The following is a 19328-nucleotide window of genomic DNA, read 5'->3' as shown; positions in this document are numbered from 1 at the left end:
CTTATACCAAAGCTGCATCCAGCACTTCCTTATAAAACTGTTCATAAACCGGCAAGATATTACTCAAATCGAATACCTTAGCCCGTTTTAATGCATTCTCTTTAAACTCAGCCAGGCGATCAGCATCCTCTAGTATAAAGATCGCATCTTTCGCCATTTGATCAACGTCTCCTACATTACTTAGAAAACCTGTCACACCATGAAGGTTCAATTCCGGAAGACCTCCTGTATTTGATGAAATTACGGGAACCTTGCATGCCATGGCCTCTAAAGCCGCCAGCCCAAAGCTCTCAGAATGAGAGGGCATTATAAACAGATCTGCCACAGAAAGAATTTCTTCCACTGCATCCTGCTTACCTAAAAAGCGAACATTTTCCCATATTTTTAATTCCCGGCAGAGTGTTTCACAGTTAACTCTGTCTTCACCATCACCGACCATCAACAATTTAGATGGAATAACTTCATTAACCTTTTTGAATATCCTTATTACATCCGTCGCTCTTTTAACTTTTCTGAAGTTCGACGTATGAACAAGAATATGTTCACCATTCGGAGCTATCGCCTTTTTAAAATGATCTTTAGGCTTAAGACTAAATCTGCTCAGATCTATAAAGTTTGGTATTACACGTATATCTTTTTGTATATCGAAATGCTCGTAAGTCGATTTTCGCAAGTCCTCTGACACCGATGTAACACCATCCGACTGATTTATCGAGAAAGTAACTACAGGTTTAAACGTAACATCCCTTCCAACTAATGTAATATCTGTACCATGCAAGGTAGTTACAACCGGGATATGGATACCATACGTAGCCAGGATCTGTTTTGCCATATATGCAGCAGAAGCATGAGGTATAGCGTAATGAACATGTAACAGATCTAACTGTTCAAAGCGAACTACATCTACCAGCTTGCTGGCTAGAACTAATTCATACGGAGGATAATCAAATAATGGATATTGGGATACAGAAACTTCGTGATAGTATAAATTTTCTGAAAAAAAATCGAGCCTGGCTGGCTGGCTATAAGTAATAAAATGAACCTGATGCCCATTATTTGCTAAAGCTTTCCCAAGCTCTGTAGCTACTACTCCGCTACCACCAAACGTGGGATAGCATACAATTCCAATTTTCATAGCGCAAAATAAAGATAAATATATAAGGAGATTGTTTACTCTCCGTCAATTCTTATGTAATAGTATTATTTTCAGCAGGGTCTATAAGCATTGGTTTTCTGTAAATAGAATCTTTAACAGCTATCTTAATTCTTAGATTTCTTAATCGCCTGGTAAATTGCATCCTGTATTCGGGGCCTGATTCTTAAGCTGGAGAGCTTATTGGTTACCGTTGGATAAACCCTGTTTGAAAGAAAAATATAGATCAGGTTATACTCCGGATCGACCCATACACAGGTGCCGGTGTATCCGGTATGTCCATAACTTTTATCCGAAGCCAGATCAGAAGGATATCTGTTTGTTCTATCCGGATCCCAGCGGTCAAAACCCAAACCCCGGCGACTGACATTCGAATTCTTTGATGTAAATAAGTCAATAGTCTCAGGCTTAAAATATCGCTTGCCTCCATAGGTTCCGCCATTTAAAAGCATCTGAAAGAGTATAGCCATATCATTGGCTGTTGAAAACAAGCCGGCATGCCCGGAAACGCCACCAGCCATAGAGGCTCCCTGATCGTGAACATAGCCATGAACCAACGTTTTTCTGAATTTATCATCCTGTTCAGTCGGAACAATACGCTGAATATCAAAACGATTCCGGGGATTAAAACCCGCAGTATGCATTCCAAGAGGTCCATAGAACTGTGAGGCAGCATAGCTATCCAGAGACTCCGCCGTTTGATGTTCAATTATATCCTTAAGCAAATACATACTCACATCGCTATAAACATACTTTCCACGCGACTCTAAAGGAGAGTTAAGCATTTGAGGCCACATCACCTCCCTGAAGTAATTGGCACGCAAAAAATAATGATCGGCAACCTTTACCGGATAAAAAGAAGAAGAGTCTCTGCTGTAATCAACCGGCTTTAAATGCTCAAAAAAAGGAATGTAAGGTATTAACCCGGCCTGATGAAGAAGTAACTCTTTCACAGTAATGGTATTTTTATCCGTATTTCTTGCAAGAGGTATATATGACCCGATACTGGTGTCGAGCTTTAATTTCCCTTCCTCATATAAACGCATTGCAGCAATTGTTGTAGCGCCAATCTTAGTAACAGAGGCCAGGTCAAAAATATCATCCGTTCTAACAGGAATGCCTTTCTGGTAAGTATGATTACCGTAAGCTTTATTAAAAATAACTTTTCCGTCTTTCACAACCATCACTACCGCACCTGGTGTAGCTCTCTGATCAATAGCTTCTGCTACTATATTGTCAATCGGCTGTTCAAGATCCTTACTACTAATGCCGGCTTCTTCGGGCACCGTATATTTCAATCGTGTAGCTGTAGTGCTAGACCCTGTCTCTTTTATGTCGGACGAGATATTCCGAGGCAGCCGTGCTGTAATCGCGATACCACCAAAGATTGCCTGCGCTCCATAAATGGCAGCTTCACGACTACTTTCAGGCATCCATAAAACCGGACAATCAACTTTTTCTAAAAACCGAAGACTCTGAGGATTTCCATAAGCAACGATAACAAGCTGTTTCACTTTCTGAATCTGATTAATAAATTGCTTAACGGGAGCCTCGTTAAGGGAAACGTCGGTTACTTCCAGGATAACAGTATTAAAAAACTTTAAATTCGCACTCAAAGTATCAATAGCTGGCTGGCTTGAATTAATAGTGAAAGATGTTACGCTTGAATACTTTTTCAGAATACTTGAAAATACCCTGGGATAGGATGAACCCAGCGAAACACTGGCGATCTTCATGTTTTCTAGGTCATGTAAAGGCACAAGGTTCTGCTCATTATTAAGCAAAATTGTTGAAGATTCAAGAGACCTTGAATGCTCCCACCATTTCATATTAACCGGCTCGTCAATATCGGCAGACATGGAAATCATTACAATAAGAAACACCACTGGTAGCGCAATAGACACCCAGCTTTCAATTTTCTTTATCTTCATTGTGTAAAATTTCAATAGTCTCAGCTGAATATACCCTAATAAACGAAAATTAAAGGCAGAATTACATTAAAAGACATTGATTTTATTTAAACATAAAAAATAAATGAAGGTTTTATAAAACCTCAGCTGTGGAATATCCTGCGACAATCCTATTTATCTGATACGATGCACATCTTTTAAATGCTAAAATCATCAATACTAGTTTTAGAGCTAAAAGTGGCGGCTTATTTGATTAAATTTGTCGCATAAATTATGTCTGATATTATTCAACTTTTACCTGATTCAGTTGCCAATCAAATTGCTGCGGGCGAAGTAGTTCAACGGCCGGCATCAGCAGTAAAAGAACTTATTGAAAATGCTATTGACTCGGGTGCCGGAAAAATTCAGTTGATCATTAAAGATGCGGGAAAATCTCTTATTCAGGTAATTGATGATGGATGCGGCATGAGCGTTACCGATGCCAGAATGTGTTTTGAACGCCATGCCACATCAAAGATCCGTCGTGCTGAAGATCTGTTTTCAATCCGGACAATGGGCTTCAGAGGGGAAGCAATGGCCTCTATAGCCGCGATTGCGCAGGTAGAGCTTAAAACCCGGAAGCATGAAGATGAATTAGGAACCTCTATTTGTATTGAAGGCTCAGAAGTAATTAAACAAGAGCCTGTTTCCTGTCCTGCAGGAACCAGCATCTGTATAAAGAATTTGTTTTACAACATCCCTGCGAGAAGAAATTTTTTAAAAGGAAATCCTGTTGAATTACGTCACATTATCGATGAGTTTCAGCGGGTTGCTTTCTCTCATCCCGAAATTTTCTTTACCTTTCATCATGATGCAAATGAAATTTTTCATCTTCCCCAGGCTTCATTAAAGCAAAGGATTGTGCATATTTTCGGAAGCTCTTATAACCAAAAACTGGTTCCGGTAGAAGAAAATACCAGTATTATCGGACTTAAAGGTTTTATAGGCAAACCCGAGTTCGCAAAAAAAACCCGGGGCGAACAATACTTTTTCGTTAATAAACGATTTATTAAAGATCCTTATCTCAATCATGCGGTTTCAAAAGCATATGAAGAATTGTTGCCTGATGACAGCTATCCTTTATATGTATTATTTATAGATATAGATCCGGCCAAAATTGACATTAATGTTCATCCTACTAAAACTGAAATAAAATATCAGGATGAAAAGTCTATTTATGCAATCATACGCTCTGCTGTCAAACGATCACTTGGGCAATACAACATCACTCCAACACTGGATTTTAATCAGGAAACGGGCTTCAATAATATGATCACCGAAAAGGCTCATGCCGATATTGTTCCCCCTGCAATCAGCTTTAATCCAGACTTTAATCCCTTTCAGGCAGAAAAAAAGCAGGAACGGGAGATTCCCTATATGAGAAGCATGGGCGGCGACAGGCAAGACGTCAGTAAAAACTGGGGATCCTTGTATGATATCGTAAAGACACCCGTTTCAGAACAACAACAATTCGAGCTTGAGCCTGAGAATAAAGATAAAGCAATTTTAAAACACGGAGAAAAACAGCTCTTCCAGCTTCATAACCGCTATATAATTTCACAGATAAAGTCGGGTTTTATGCTGGTAGATCAGCAGGCTGCACATGAAAGAATACTCTACGAACGTTTTTTACAGCAATTAGAGACCCACCAGGGGGCGAGCCAGCAAAGCCTGTTCCCTCAAACAGTTTCTCTTGGAGCAGTAGATTTCGAACTGGTAAAAGAGTTGTTACCCGATATACAGTCATTAGGCTTTCAGGTACGCGAATTCGGCAAAAACACATTTATTGTTGAAGGAATTCCAGCAGATATTGGTTCAAATATAAGTGAAGTGGAAATGCTTGAACATCTGCTAGAAGGATTCAAAAATAACTTTTCGCTATTAAAGCTGAATAAACGGGACAACCTGGCACGAACGCTCGCCAAAAACGCCGCAATCAAATCTGGCGTAAATTTATCGCAGGCAGAAATGAATAATCTGATCGATCAGCTCTTCGCCTGCCAGTCTCCAAACATTTCACTTTACGGGAAACCAGTTATTATTACATTTACACTTGAAGAATTGATTCAGAAGTTCGAAAAATAATTTGCCACTTAAGAAAAAGAATGAATAGCTACAGATCATCGCCTTTGTCTAATATTCCACCGGTAGTAAAAAATTTGCTGATTATAAATGTGATCTTTTTTATCGCCATGCAATTATTTTCAGGAAATGGCAGCTATCCGCTGGTAAGATATCTGGCGGTTTATTATTTTGATTCACCAACTTTCCGGGTTTGGCAGGTCATCACGTATATGTTTATGCACAGTCCCACGTCATTAATGCATATCTTGTTCAATATGTTTGCACTTTTCAGTTTTGGACCTGTGCTCGAATACACTTTTGGGTCGAAACGATTTCTTAACTTTTACTTAATAACCGGTTTGGGAGCCCTTGTTCTTCAAATGATTGTTCAGGCGATAGAGGTTTATGGAATTACAGGTTCCATTATCAATCCAAATGCGGTAACAGTAGATTACGCAACTAATATGGTTTCCCTGAATATTCAGGGATTAAGCCAGGAGGATGGTCAGAAATTAATGGGACTTTATACCTCACCGATGCTCGGTGCATCCGGGGCGATATTTGGGGTATTAATAGCTTTTGGAATGTTATTTCCCAACGCCGAATTAATTTTACTTTTTATACCCGTTCCAGTTAAAGCAAAATACTTAATTCCATGTTATATATTATTAGAGCTGTTCCTTGGTGTTAAACAATTTTCTGGCGACTCTGTTGCTCATTTTGCACATCTCGGAGGTGCTTTGTTTGGTTTCTTATTAATAAAGTATTGGGGTATACGCAGGCCGGGAGGTTTCATATGAAGCAGTCTATTTTTAAAGAACTTTGGAACAAAATGTTCTATTCTGGCAGCCGGTTATTTTTATTTATCGGCATAAATGTTCTTGTGTTTTTAGTTCTGGGTCTTCTAAGATTGGAATGGTTATTTACTAAGAGCTATTCGATTACTGAATGGCTTTCACTTCAGCTTTCAGTTCCTGCGTATTATGGTAAACTCCTGTACAAGCCATGGACTGTGGTAACCTACATGTTTACGCATGTACAACTGTTTCATTTTATATTTAACATGCTGGTATTATACTGGTTTGGAAAAATCTTTGAAGATTTTCTGAATAAGAAGCAGTTTACGTTTACTTACCTGGCGGGTGGGATATTTGGGGCTTTACTATTCATCGCGTTCTACACTATTTTCCCCGCTTTTGAGCAGGACAAATACAATTCAATTTTACTTGGTGCGTCAGGAAGTGTAATGGCTATTGTAGTCGCTACGGCGACGTTACTGCCCGACTATTCTCTGCGACTGCTCCTTTTTGGTGACGTAAGATTAAAATATCTTGCACTGGCCTATGTATTAATCGATATCATTGGCATGTCCGGATTGAATGCCGGTGGCAGCATTGCCCATCTTGGAGGTGCGCTATTAGGATTTGTTTTTATAAAACAATTGCAGGCCGGAAACGATTGGAGCAAAATTTTTCAGAGAAGAAGGAAATTAAAAATAGTAAAACCCAGTCATACATCATCAGTAAACACCAGCAGGGTGCCAGAACAGGAGTTAATCGATGAGATCCTGGATAAAATTTCGCAATCCGGTTACGACAGTTTAACCAAGCAGGAAAAAGAACAACTGTTCAAAGCCAGTAATAAAGAATGAGAGTAAGAAGTACAAAAAAAAAGCCGGGTTGGTTACAAAGAACCCTTTTTGTCTTAAATATTCTCGCATCTCTAATGCTTGTATTAAGTTACCTGGCTTCATTTATATCACCTACTACTTTTTGGCCGATTGCTTTCATAGGCCTGGCCTATCCGGCCCTTCTCTTATTTAATATCTTTTTTGCGGTATTCTGGTTATTTAAAAAGCCCCTTTTTGCTTTAGTCCCAATAATAACGATCCTTCTTGGATGGAAGTTTTTGGTAAGCACTATTGGCTTCAGAGAACAAAATGCAATTCAGGTTCCTAAATCATCCAAGGCCATTACCAGAATAATGAGCTGGAATGTTCATTATTTCAAGAGATTTGAAAGCAGTAATGAGACGTCGGTAAGAGATCAGATGATGGATATTATCCGCAAAGAGCAACCCGACATTTTATGTATTCAGGAATTTTTCACCAGAAGAAAGGGTGAATTTAACTTTAAGAAAGCTATTACCGAGCTGTTAAACTCACAACATTACTATATAGTAGAGCTCGCCGGAAACGACTATGAGATGAATGGCTACGCTATATTTTCAAAAATACCCATTATTAACAGGGGAAAACTTAGCTTCCCTACTTTAGCGCAAGGCAACGACGTATTATTCGCCGACTTCAAAATCAAAAACAAAAACGTACGTATTTACAGTACCCATTTACAATCCATTAGCTTTCAGCCTGAGGATTATGAATATTTAAAAAGCGTGAAGGAGATAAATACGGATGTAAACTCTACAAAACGTTTAAGCCGCAGAATAAAAAATGCGTTTATAAAACGGAGTGAGCAGGTAAAAATCCTTAAGGAGCATGCCGAAAAGTCAGACATGCCTTACATAATTGCGGGAGATTTCAACGATACTCCCATATCTTACGCTGTTAATACCCTTGCAAAAGGAATGAAGAACAGTTTTCGCGAAAAAGGGAGTGGCTTTGGTATAACTTATAATGGCGATTTTCCCAACTTTCAAATCGACTATATTCTTACAAGTCAGGATTTTGAAATTCATAATTATATCATTATCGACAAAAAGCTATCTGATCATTATCCTGTACGATGCGATCTGGAATTAAAACCTTAGCCGAAATTAGCTTCAATCTCAACTCTATTCTTTAAGTTTGCCACATGAATAACAAGCTGGTTGTTTATAACACATTAACTAGAAAAAAGGAAATTTTTGAACCTATTAATGCACCTTTTGTAGGGATGTATGTTTGCGGCCCGACTGTTTACAGTGATGTTCACCTGGGAAACTGCCGCACTTTTGTTTCCTTCGACCTCATTTACCGCTACCTCTTGCACCTTGGTTTTAAGGTAAGATATGTAAGAAACATCACTGACGCCGGCCACCTTGAAGGAGACAGGGATGAAGGAGATGATAAATTCTCAAAAAAGGCCCGCCTTGAACATGTTGAGCCCATGGAAATTGTGCAGCGTTACACCATCGGTTTCCGCGAGGTTATGCGTCTGTTTAATACCTTGCCGCCGAGCATAGAACCCACAGCTACAGGACATATCGCAGAGCAAATTGAGATGGTTAAGGAGATCATTGAAAATGGCTTTGCATACGAAGTAAACGGGAGCGTGTATTTCGACGTAGAAAAATATAATCAGCAAAATAACTATACCATATTAACTAACCGCAACATGGACGATTTACTGACCAATACCCGTGAACTGGGCGGTCAGGATGAAAAACGCGGGCGTTTAGACTTTGCTTTATGGATTAAAGCCAAACCAGAACATATTATGCGCTGGCCCTCGCCATGGGGATGGGGATTTCCCGGATGGCATATAGAATGCTCGGCAATGAGCAGTAAATACTTAGGGGAAACTTTCGACATTCATGGCGGAGGAATGGATCTCGCGGCTACGCATCACACCAATGAGATCGCACAATCTCAAGCCTGCAATAATAAAACACCTGCAAAATACTGGCTGCATACAAACATGCTAACAGTAAATGGCACCCGTATGTCTAAGTCGGCCGGAAACGGATTTTTACCACATGAGCTCTTTACCGGAAATCATAAATTGCTTACACGCGGATATTCGCCCACGGCTGTTCGGTTCTTTATGCTGCAGGCGCACTATCGCAGTACGCTCGACTTCTCCAATGAGGCATTGGAAGCTTCAGAGAAAGGCTTTAAACGTCTTATGAGCGCCTGCGCTCTTCTGGATAAGCTTAAGGCATCTGAGAAGGCATCCGAGGTGGATATAGATTCGCTGAAGGAACGATGCTATGCTGCCATGAATGATGACTTTAACAGTCCGGCTGTTATTGCCGAACTTTTTGAAGCCGTGCGAATAATAAATAGCGTTCATGACGGAAAAACAGCTATCTCTGCCACTGACCTTGAATCGTTAAAGTCCCTGGTGCATGATTTCATCTTTAATATCCTGGGTTTAGTGGAAGAAACTTCTAATACAGACGATATAAGTCATCTGATGGATTTTATCATTAAACTTCGTTCAGAAGCGAAAACAAACAAAGATTATGCAACTTCAGATAAAATCAGAATAGGACTACAGGAATTGGGAATTCAGCTTAAAGACGGCAAAGAAGGCAGTACCTGGAGTAAACTTTAATCATAAACACATACCGGACAACAAAATTCAAAAATTTACGCTTTAAGGTGTGAATAAATTCCTATGCGCAAAACTCTGATACCATTTTTCTTTCTTGTTTTTTTAGCAGGAGCGGCAATCTCTCAATCGACCGACAAAGTCAGTCAGCTTATTTCGGCTGAAAATTATTTTGCTGCATTGGCAAAAGAGAAAGGAATAAAAAAAGCATTTCTGTCTGTATCTGATGAGAATACAATCATTTTCAGGCCCGGACCAGTTACCGTTCAAAAATATTTCAAAGGTAAGCCCGACAGTTCTGGCTATTTAAGCTGGAGCCCTGCCTATGCCCGAATTTCCAAAAGCGGCGATTGGGGTTTTACAAGTGGCCCCTATACATTTAAGGAATCCGATTCAAGTAAAGTAACCCATTATGGCGATTATCTTTCAATCTGGAAAAAGAATCCTAAAGGAGTTTGGAAACTTGCCATTGATTTAGGCGTAGCTCATAAGAAGCCAAAATCCAGTCCGGCACTGATATTTCAAAATCCCAGAAATGAAATTTATCTGAAACAAAGATCCGAAAACCGCTTACAACAACGCGAAGATGTTGTGTTCAGCTCGGATAAATTAATGGGAACTATCTTAAAAGCGGATAATCAAATCGCATTGAAAGAATTTATTGCCGAAGAAAGCCGCCTTTTATTTCCCGGATTCGAACCAATTAGTGGGAAAAAAGCCATTATGAGCTTCTGGCAAAAGCAGGCTTTTAATATGAGTAGTGAACCAATAAAAGCCGACAGATCATACAGTGGCGAATTAGCTTTCACCTATGGAAATGCAACAATCAGTCAAAAGAGCCAGAGTAAAAAATATAGTTACGTACGCATATGGGAAGTACAACAAGGCTATGTCTGGAATATAATATTCGAAGCGTATACCGAAATACCAGCTGTTAAAGCTGAATAATAGATCTTTTATTCTGTTGAACAGGAGCCCTTTGAAGATGTGAATTCCTGATAGAGTTTACTCGGATTCGTGTTCAACCCCGCAATTCAAAATCAGCTCCCGGACGAAATTTAAAGCAGTCGTTTAATGATGTCTTCCGTAGAAACACCTTCTGCCTCAGCTTTATAATTCCTCACTATTCTGTGTCGCAATATAGGCTCGGCTACAGCATGTACATCTTCAATATCCGGCGAGTATTTACCAGAAATAGCTGCATGACACTTTGCTCCGAGAACAAGATACTGAGACGCCCGCGGACCTGCACCCCAGCTCAGAAAACGGTTAACTTCGTCGGTAGCAGTTGCCGTATTTGGCCTGGTTTTAGCTGCTAACGAAACAGCATACTCCAATACATTATCGGCTATCGGGATATTACGGATCAACTTCTGAAAGAAAATAATCTCTTCGGCATTTAATATTTTCTGAAGATTTACATCGCGGTTCGCTGTAGTATTTCTAACTACCTGCAGCTCTTCTTTAAATGAGGGATATGAAAGAAACACATTAAACATAAACCTGTCTAATTGCGCTTCTGGCAAAGGATATGTTCCCTCCTGCTCTATAGGATTTTGTGTTGCTAAAACAAAAAATGGCTGGGGTAACGGATATGTTTGTCCGCCGACGGTTACGATCTTTTCCTGCATCGCTTCAAGCAAAGCTGCCTGAGTTTTTGGAGGAGTACGGTTTATCTCATCAGCAAGGATAATATTTGAAAACACCGGGCCTTTGATAAATTTAAAGGACCTGTCCTCTCCAAGAATCTCAGATCCAACGATATCAGAAGGCATTAAATCGGGAGTAAACTGAACGCGGTTATAGGTAAGATCAAGAACCTGGGAAACTGTTTGTACTAAAAGTGTTTTGGCCAGCCCCGGAACCCCCACTAACAGACAATGCCCGTTGCTGAAAATGGATATCAGCACGGATTTCACAACCTCGTCCTGACCTACGATAACATTAGCAATTTCTTCTCGAATCTTATTATAAGATGCACAAAGGTCATCTACAGCTTCTATATCCGATTTGTATGTTATCATATATCATAAATTATTTAGATACCCACAATTTCATATTTGAACAGTTAAGATATTCTGGATCGATTTTAACGTAAGTTGTACTGCGCCTTTTTTCAAACCACTGACTTACCGTACGGTTTACTTTATCGTCGTAGGCGAGTTCCTTAATTTTAGGAAAATCCAGATCTAAACTAGCCTGGTGAGGTTCTGTTTTAGATTTAAGATACAGGAAGCGATATCCTTGCTTGCCGTCTCTCCCGGTAAACAGTTCAGGCCTTGAAAATGCTCCAACCTTCATCGTATCAATAGTCAAAAAAACTGAAGGCTCCAATTTATCGGTAGGGATATAAGTTGTTCTGCTCTGAACATTCTCAGCGTTCAGCATCATTCCACCATTGTATTTGGTTTCATTATTATCTGAATAAAGAGAAGCAGCTGTTGAGAAAGGAATCTTTTTACTCACAACACTCTGATAAATTGTGTCAATAGTTGACTTGGTCCGGTCAAGACTTGAGGCAGTAGGAGTAATTTTTATCAGTATATGTCGTGCATGAACTTGTTCACCCCTTCTCTCAATAACCTGTAAAATATGGAATCCGTGCTCTGTTTCGAAAACATTAGACACCTCACCGGGCTTTAATTTGAAAGCTGTGGCAGTAAATTCTTTTACCATTACTGTGCGATCAAAAAATCCCAGATCTCCACCTTCTGGCGCGGAACCCGGATCTTCAGAATATAACCTGGCCAGTGTTGCGAAATCCTCACCTCCCTTTACACGAAGACGTAATGATTCTGCCTTATCATGAAATGCCTCTTTCTCTTTTTTTGTGAGTTTCGGATACATTATCAGTTCGCCTACTTCAACTTCAGCATTATAATACTCAAGACTGTCTTTAGGAATTGCTTCGAAAAAACGTTTAACCTCAAGCGGAGTTACACTCACGTTTTCGGTTATTTTGTGTTCCATTTTATCAGCAACCAACCTTTCTCTGATATCAGGGCGGATCTGATCTTTATATTGAATTACCGAACGGTTTAAAAATTGTTCGAGCCTCTCCTGCCCGCCCGCACGCTGAATTAATGCACGCATCCTTCTGTCTGCTTCATTCGTAATTTCATCATCAGTTACCGTTACAGAGTCAATCACTGCCTGCTGGGTCAATAATTTCTGGGTAAGCATCTGCTGAACTATATAACATTTCAACTCCTGGTTTTCAGGATTTCCGCGGGCAATGTAATCTGCATATTCTCGGTCAATATCAGACTGAAGGATAATGTTATCGCCCACAATTGCCACAATTTTATTGATCGTGGTTTTCTGCGCAAAAAGGGTACTAAAAGAGGTGAGTAATAAAAATATTATGCTTAAAAAATTCTTCATTCTGTATTTAAAAATTAAGGTCTTGCCAGACCCATAAAAACAATTCCGTATTGCAGTATTCATTTTGCGAAGGACTGTCGCAAAAATATCAGATATAATCTATTAATCAACAAATAATCAAATTAGTATTGTGTAAAGGTAGCTGAAATTAAAACTGATTTAGTAACGTTTATATGTTTTAACTATTTTTAACAGAATACACTTAATTTTGCAGTTGATGAGCACCCTGAAAATTTCCGATCCATTTGCCCTGCAATTTTTAATGACTGATGATTTATACAGTATTCATGCTGATGTAATACCAGAACTTTCTGAAACCAGAGAAGTCGCGACAACAGTTATAAAGGCATTAAATACGGATACGATAGAACCAACACCTGCAATTATTACTATACCTGCAGAAAAAACTGAGACTCCGGGCCCTGCAATTGTTAAGACGGAATCTCCGTCTTTTTATGAATATCTGGGCGAAAACAATAAATATATTCTTATTCTTTTCAATGACCCGGCACATAAAACGATAGTTCCAAAAGAATTAGAAACACTTTCAAATATTCTGAAAGGGAAGAAACAGGACATTAAGGATGTTGCTCTTGTAAATTTAAGCAGTTACCCCACAGCTACGTTTTCCTCTCTAAAAGAGTTTTTTGCCTGCAATTCAATAGTCCTTTTCGGGATCAATCCTGCTCAGTTGAAAATTGAAGGAGTTCAGGCTAACCAGATTACTTCCTATCAGGGAACCAAAATTCTCTCAACTTTCAGTATTGCCGAAATGCTTAGTAATGTTGAGAAGAAGCGTGCGTTTTGGGATGAGATGAAGAAGCTCTAATCCCATTCATTCACTCATTCAATCGTTCAATCATTTCATTCCATCCTTCAAAATCTCTATGAGAACTCTTGTATTTGCTACAAACAACCAACATAAGCTCGACGAAGTACAGGCAATGGTGGGCAACAATTTTGAATTAAAAAGCCTGAAGGATATTGGGTGCGTCGCCGACATTCCGGAAACAGGATCAACATTTGAAGAAAATGCCTCACAAAAAAGCAGTTATCTCTTCGATCAATTTCATGTAGATTGCTTTTCTGATGACTCGGGACTTGAAGTTGACGCTCTGAACGGCGAACCCGGGGTTTATTCGGCGCATTATGCGGGATCGAGGGATACAGAAGCCAATATGCAACTGGTATTGGACAAACTTGGTGCAAATGAAAACCGTAAGGCTCGTTTCCGATGTGTGATATCCTTAATTTTAGAAGGGAAAGAATATTTTTTTGAAGGAACTGTAGAGGGTCATATCACAACTGCTCGATCCGGAAAAGACGGATTCGGTTATGACCCAATTTTCAAACCGGAAGGATACCATGAAACTTTTTCCGAAATGTCTGGCGACGAGAAAAATAAAGTCAGCCATCGCGGAAAAGCAATGGCTAAACTCGTGGAATTTTTATCTCAATCAAGCTAATTTTTTTTACTGGCGCTAACCGCCTTTTTTGATGGCGCAACCGCCTTTGCCGGTTTTACAGCAGGTTTATTTTGATTGCTTAAGGAACGGATTATTTCTTCTTTTGAAGCAGGGCGGTCTTTCGGCTTCCAGATAAATCCTTCCAAAACCTCTTTTTCTTTAGGAACCTTTTCAATCGGATAATAGTCCCCTTCAGCTTTACGAACCAGTATTACATCGGTTAATTTATTGTTGGCAAAATCGAGCCGCATCCTGCTGCTTAAGGTGCGATTCAGGCCCGAATAAACACTATCCTCCATGGTATAATAAATACTTTCAGCATTTCCATCAACGAGCATCCTGTAAAGTTTACTGTTATTAAATAAACCGGTCATCGTTTTACCCTTTACCTGGTTAAATTTCACGGAGTCTTTTTCGGTACTGACTATGAACCCGTCTTTTTTAAGCTGCATATTATCGAGCTTTCTATCTTTTAACTGAAGAAAAATAGTATCAGCTGACAACTGGGAACCCTGAGTCCAGATAATCGGATTTTGAAAACAGCGAATGGTTGAATCGGCGTAACTGTAAAAAGCAGAATCTGATTTGGATTGCAGATCTGATTTAAATATCCTGACCTTGTGGTATGCTAAAATTATACGCGTTCTGGCAGTATCCAGAATAGACTTGAGGGCTGCCTGAGCGGATAAAGAATCTTTTGCCGCAACACTATCGCGCGAAGCAATTGCCAGGGCAGAATCGGCAGCAGCAGGCTGCGCCGGAGTTTTTAACACCTTGTCTTTTTCCTTTTTATCATCTTTCTTAGGTTTCAGCAAGCCGAATAAACGCCGCCGGGGAGGACTTTTTTCGGGCTTAACAACCGTTGAATCTTGTATTGTTGCAGGAGCAGCCAGAGGCTTTGTTGTTTCTTCCGGCTGTTCCACGATGAGCGTACCACCAGTATTTGGCTGCCCTTCAATAACAACATCTGCATCTTCTACGATTTCAGTATCCGATTTTATCTTTTCACCGTCAAGCGGCATGACATCTCGTAAAAGAGTAAGTTTTGTAAATAAGGTATCTGCCGCCATCCAGATAGTATCTACTTTCGCAGAATCCTGCTCCGCAAGCATCGTAACATACGCATTACCGGTTATCAGCGCACTTTCATCTGCTTTACGGTAAATACCCACATTCCCTTTTAGGGTACTTTTCTGTTCGTTATCCACAAAGGTTACATTTCTGATAGCTTTACCGAAACCTGCCTTGCCATCATAAAACAAGCTATCACCCTTAAGAGACTTCCCACCATCAGTATACAGGTTTTTCCTCCCGAACCAGGCCTGGTCATACTGAGTATCATAACGTCCGTTTTCCGTATATAAATTAGTTTTATCGCTCTTGCTTAGAATATCCGTCGGGCCATAAAAGTATGCGATCTTACTGATAGAGTTATACTTTAAAGTATCGGTTTTAATCAATACATCCGGAGTGTTTACCACAACATTATTCTTAAAATAAGCATCGCTGGTTGTGCCAAAATAATAACCTGCTTTACTGGTAATAACCGTAGGCGGGTTATTAACCTGGCCGCCGCCTATGTATGTTCCAATCTTCGTACCCAAATTATAGGTTAAATAATTCGTTGTTAAAGTAGCGTCTTTATCCACTAAACGCACATTACCGGTTAAAAGAGCCAGTTTAGTGTTTCCGTTATAATTTAACTGATTTGCATAGACCACAGTTCCGTCACTTTGAGTTATGACAACATTCCCAAAAGCATCAAAAGCATTGGCTGCATTATTGAAATGTGCACTATCGGCAGATAAAGTTGTACCATCCTGTGCAAACACAGGTTTAATAACCCGCAGCCCCTGCTTGCCCGGGGATAAGGTTTGAGACTGCACAAGCTGCACTGTGCTCTGGGCGTAAATACCCCTTACGGAGAGTATCAGAATAAAAAGAAAGAGTAATTTTCTCACCTTACAAAATTAGTTTTTTAAAAGCATCTAAACATAATCTTGACGTTAAAGTATGTTAAGGAAGTAAATACAAGATATTTAGATATTTTTGAAAAATGTTGCCTTTAAACAGATTCTTGTCTTTTATTGAGCTGAACAAGCTATTTAACCCAGCAGAGAAAGTTTTGCTTGCTGTAAGCGGGGGGAAAGATTCAGTTTTAATGACTCAGCTGTTTAACGAAGCCCATCTTACTTTCGGTATCGCCCATTGTAATTTTAAACTTCGCGGAGATGAATCGGATGGAGATGAGATCTTTACCCGAAACCTGGCCGGTCAGTTCAAAGTTCCCTTTTTTACTACGTCGTTTAATACTGAAGCTCTTGCCAGGCAACATAAAATGTCTGTTCAAATGATGGCCAGACAATTACGATACGATTGGTTCGAGAAGATTCGTGGAGAACATGAGTACGACTATATTGCCCTGGCCCATCATCAAAACGATACTGTCGAAACCGTTTTGTTAAATCTTGTACGAGGCACGGGTATAGCCGGCCTGCATGGAATTTTACCCAAAAGAGGAAATCTTATCAGACCTTTATTGTTTCTGGGAAGGGAAGAAATCGACACTTTAATCTTAGAAAATCAATATGCCTACCGGGAAGACCGCTCAAATAGTTCTGTCAAATATGCCCGCAATAAATTAAGAATTGAAGTTATTCCCAAATTAAAAGAGCTTAACCCGCAGCTGGAAGAAACTTTCGAATCTAACAGCCGGCGATTTAAAGACCTGGAGGATTTTCTGTCTCTTCAGACAGAGCAATTAAGAACCAAAATTTTTCAGGTGCTCCCTTCCGGGGATATACAGATAAGGCTGGATAGTTTAAGACAACTGGAACCGAAAAGTTTATTACTTTATGAATTATTTAAGATATATAACTTTTCAGAACCGGTATTAAACGATCTTGTTCAATCCTGGGACGGGCAGGCAGGGAAAGTTTTCGAATCTCCCACTCATTCTTTGTTGCTGGACAGAAACTCATTAATTCTGACCGCTCTTAAGACGAATAAACCATTAGACACGTTAATTTTTAAAGGGGAAAAAAAGGCCAGCTGGGAGGACTCAAATTTTAACATTCAGGAGGTTCAAACATCTGAGTTTAAATCCCCCATTAATAAAGAGTCAGCTTTTTTTGATGGAGAAATGTTACAATTCCCGTTAAGATTACGTCAATGGAAGAAAGGGGATTATTTTCATCCTTTCGGAATGAAGGGAAAGAAGAAATTAAGTGATTTTTTTACCGGGTTAAAAATACCACTTACTGAAAAAAAACATATTCCGGTCTTGGAAAACGGCAACGGGGATATTCTATGGGTTGCAGGTTACCGTTCAGATGAGCGTTACAAAGTAACAGAGCAGACAAAAAAAGTTATTATATTCGAAAATCAAAAAAGTCAATGACAAATACGCCAGCATTTACTGAAAAACAATACCTGGGAAGAGATTTTAACCGCATCAGCATTCGTGTGGTGATGATTATCTTTGCTTTTGCGGCGTATTTTGTAACCGAGAACCGCGACCGTAACGGAGAATTATTTCTAATAGTAGGTTTTGCAATTTTGATTGTTTCTATTTTTATGTTGTTTATGGTTCATTACCGGACAACCGTTTATAATAAAAGCGTCATTTTGGATGGCTTATGGACCACAAAACTAGTTAAGATTGATTTAAACAGCATTGTTAAAGTTGAAAAGAGACCATACAGTTCTTTTCTTATCAATAACCCCGTCTATAACCTTCATCAAAAAGGCAAGATCAGGTTTTATGCAGGGGGCAAAGAAGCTGTCACCCTTACCGACAGAGACGGATTGCAATATATTATCGGCACACAACTTCAGGATGAACTTGAAAAAGCAATCAGAAACGAGATGAGTAAGTAAATTGAATTGCTATCAATTATATTTTCAAGCCAATTTCTCTTAATCTTTCATTTAAATATTCTCCGGCAGTAATATCGGGATACGCCTTTGGGCATTGTTTGTCGATACAACTTTCCAGACTGGTTAAATCCATAGAGGATTTAGGATGCAAAAAGAAAGGAACAGAATAACGTGAAGTTTTCATTAGTTCTTTTGGCGGATTTACTACCCTGTGCGTGGTTGATTTAAGTTTATTATTCGTTAAACGCTGCAGCATATCTCCCACATTAACCACGATATCTTCTCCCTGCGCCTTCACAGGAAACCATTCGCCGTTAATGGTTAATACCTCTAAGCCATCTGCACTGGCCCCGATTAATAAGGTAATCAAATTGATATCCTCGTGGGCGCCTGCTCTTACAGCATCAGGAGGTAAAGAATCAGGATCTTCAATAGGAAAGTAATGGATACCCCTTAAAATGGAATTACCATTATGGACCTTATCGGCGAAAAAATCTATATCAAGACCTAAATACGTTGAAATAGCCTCCAATAAGTTGATACCCGCAAATTCGAGCTTTTCGTAAACTTCCTTTGTTACCTCGTTAAATGCATGCAACTCCTTAACCTCAATATTATCGGGATACTCTTCTTTAACTTTATCTCCGTCGACAACCGTCTGCCCCCTTTGCCAAAACTCTTTTAAATCAGGCGTGCTGGAATCTTTTGCTTTCTCTTTTCCTTTGCTTGTATATCCTCTCTGCCCAGCCAGATCCGGATCTTCATACTTCTTTTTCACGCTTTCAGGAAGTTCGAAAAACTTCCTCACTTCGGTATAAAGCTCATTCATTAATAACGTGGACAGGCCATGATTCGCGATAGTGACAAAGCCGGTTTCAGTAAAAGCCTTGCCTAAATCATTTGAGAACTTTCTTTTCTGTTCCGGTGTCCCCTTAAGATAATCGTTTAAATCAAGTCGTGGAATATTTTTTTCAGGCATAAAACTTTAGTGATATTAAATCCAGGGCATTATACATTAAAACCCTCAATTCTAATCTATAACTCCTAATCTTCCTCAATCTATACTTTTTCAAGAAAAGCATACGAAATTTTCAGACCAAATTTATGTATTGATTACAAGAATCTGACATCTCCACTACACATAAATTTTCAAAAAAAC

16 protein-coding genes are annotated in these 19328 nt (G+C 39.4%); 10 read left to right on the top strand and 6 right to left on the bottom strand.

All coding sequences use genetic code 11. From position 1 onward, the window contains the following. Window position 1 precedes the first annotated feature (1 nt). Together bshA and WG906_RS15385 are read right to left on the bottom strand one after the other, a co-directional pair. Complete coding sequence (gene bshA / locus WG906_RS15390) at window positions 2-1135, bottom strand: N-acetyl-alpha-D-glucosaminyl L-malate synthase BshA (protein ID WP_339993701.1); 1134 nt, start codon at window positions 1133-1135, stop codon at window positions 2-4. Between the two features lie 125 nt (window positions 1136-1260). After that, the gene (locus WG906_RS15385; protein WP_339993699.1) at window positions 1261-3084 is read right to left on the bottom strand and encodes a serine hydrolase domain-containing protein; all 1824 of its coding nucleotides are present in this window, start codon (window positions 3082-3084) and stop codon (window positions 1261-1263) included. Between the two features lie 252 nt (window positions 3085-3336). Here WG906_RS15385 and mutL point away from each other — a divergent pair, with 252 nt between their 5' ends. The 6 genes from mutL to WG906_RS15355 all read left to right on the top strand — a co-directional run bounded on the left by mutL (window position 3337) and on the right by WG906_RS15355 (window position 10388). Then, window positions 3337-5187, top strand: a complete 1851-nt coding sequence (gene mutL, locus WG906_RS15380) for a DNA mismatch repair endonuclease MutL (protein WP_339993698.1) — start codon at window positions 3337-3339, stop codon at window positions 5185-5187. A gap of 20 nt (window positions 5188-5207) precedes the next feature. Beyond that, window positions 5208-5966 (top strand): rhomboid family intramembrane serine protease, encoded by a 759-nt coding sequence (locus WG906_RS15375; protein ID WP_339993697.1) that lies wholly within the window; start codon window positions 5208-5210, stop codon window positions 5964-5966. Beyond that, window positions 5963-6817 carry a rhomboid family intramembrane serine protease gene (locus WG906_RS15370; RefSeq protein ID WP_339993696.1) on the top strand — a complete coding sequence of 285 codons (855 nt, stop codon included), beginning with the start codon at window positions 5963-5965 and terminating at the stop codon, window positions 6815-6817. Before WG906_RS15375 ends, WG906_RS15370 begins: the two co-directional genes overlap by 4 nt. Continuing rightward, entirely contained in the window at window positions 6814-7935 is a 1122-nt protein-coding gene (locus WG906_RS15365; RefSeq protein ID WP_339993695.1) for an endonuclease/exonuclease/phosphatase family protein, read from the top strand. Before WG906_RS15370 ends, WG906_RS15365 begins: the two co-directional genes overlap by 4 nt. Before the next feature lie 44 nt (window positions 7936-7979). Beyond that, window positions 7980-9443, top strand: a complete 1464-nt coding sequence (cysS, locus tag WG906_RS15360; RefSeq protein ID WP_339993694.1) for a cysteine--tRNA ligase — start codon at window positions 7980-7982, stop codon at window positions 9441-9443. A gap of 63 nt (window positions 9444-9506) precedes the next feature. Beyond that, the gene (locus WG906_RS15355) at window positions 9507-10388 is read left to right on the top strand and encodes a YybH family protein (RefSeq protein WP_339993692.1); all 882 of its coding nucleotides are present in this window, start codon (window positions 9507-9509) and stop codon (window positions 10386-10388) included. A gap of 110 nt (window positions 10389-10498) precedes the next feature. On the opposite strand, the gene WG906_RS15350 is transcribed toward WG906_RS15355, so the two are convergent. Together WG906_RS15350 and WG906_RS15345 are read right to left on the bottom strand one after the other, a co-directional pair. After that, window positions 10499-11464 (bottom strand): AAA family ATPase, encoded by a 966-nt coding sequence (locus tag WG906_RS15350; protein WP_339993691.1) that lies wholly within the window; start codon window positions 11462-11464, stop codon window positions 10499-10501. Between the two features lie 10 nt (window positions 11465-11474). Continuing rightward, window positions 11475-12824, bottom strand: coding sequence for a peptidylprolyl isomerase (locus WG906_RS15345; RefSeq protein ID WP_339993689.1), 1350 nt, complete (start codon window positions 12822-12824; stop codon window positions 11475-11477). Between the two features lie 217 nt (window positions 12825-13041). Between WG906_RS15345 and WG906_RS15340 the strand changes: the two genes are divergently transcribed. Together WG906_RS15340 and WG906_RS15335 are read left to right on the top strand one after the other, a co-directional pair. Next, a complete protein-coding gene (locus WG906_RS15340; protein WP_339993687.1) occupies window positions 13042-13653 on the top strand; it encodes a hypothetical protein in 612 nt (203 codons plus the stop codon). Between the two features lie 58 nt (window positions 13654-13711). Continuing rightward, window positions 13712-14290 carry a non-canonical purine NTP diphosphatase gene (locus WG906_RS15335; protein WP_339993685.1) on the top strand — a complete coding sequence of 193 codons (579 nt, stop codon included), beginning with the start codon at window positions 13712-13714 and terminating at the stop codon, window positions 14288-14290. Here the strand turns inward: WG906_RS15335 and WG906_RS15330 are convergent. Beyond that, window positions 14287-16251, bottom strand: a complete 1965-nt coding sequence (locus WG906_RS15330; protein WP_339993683.1) for an OstA-like protein — start codon at window positions 16249-16251, stop codon at window positions 14287-14289. The two genes, WG906_RS15335 and WG906_RS15330, sit on opposite strands and share 4 nt — an antisense overlap. A gap of 116 nt (window positions 16252-16367) precedes the next feature. Between WG906_RS15330 and tilS the strand changes: the two genes are divergently transcribed. Further along, the gene (gene tilS / locus WG906_RS15325; RefSeq protein ID WP_339993682.1) at window positions 16368-17690 is read left to right on the top strand and encodes a tRNA lysidine(34) synthetase TilS; all 1323 of its coding nucleotides are present in this window, start codon (window positions 16368-16370) and stop codon (window positions 17688-17690) included. After that, entirely contained in the window at window positions 17687-18169 is a 483-nt protein-coding gene (locus tag WG906_RS15320; RefSeq protein WP_339993681.1) for a hypothetical protein, read from the top strand. The genes tilS and WG906_RS15320 overlap by 4 nt, the downstream gene beginning before the upstream one ends. Before the next feature lie 16 nt (window positions 18170-18185). Here the strand turns inward: WG906_RS15320 and WG906_RS15315 are convergent, their stop codons facing one another. After that, window positions 18186-19148 (bottom strand): isopenicillin N synthase family dioxygenase, encoded by a 963-nt coding sequence (locus tag WG906_RS15315; protein WP_339993680.1) that lies wholly within the window; start codon window positions 19146-19148, stop codon window positions 18186-18188. Between the last annotated feature and the right edge of the window lie 180 nt (window positions 19149-19328).

Origin of the sequence: Pedobacter superstes (genome assembly GCF_037622515.1) — a bacterium.
GTDB classification, from domain to species: Bacteria; Bacteroidota; Bacteroidia; order Sphingobacteriales; family Sphingobacteriaceae; genus Paradesertivirga; species Paradesertivirga superstes.
Note: the sequence above shows the minus strand (reverse complement) of the source record. Positions and strands in the feature narration are given on the sequence as shown.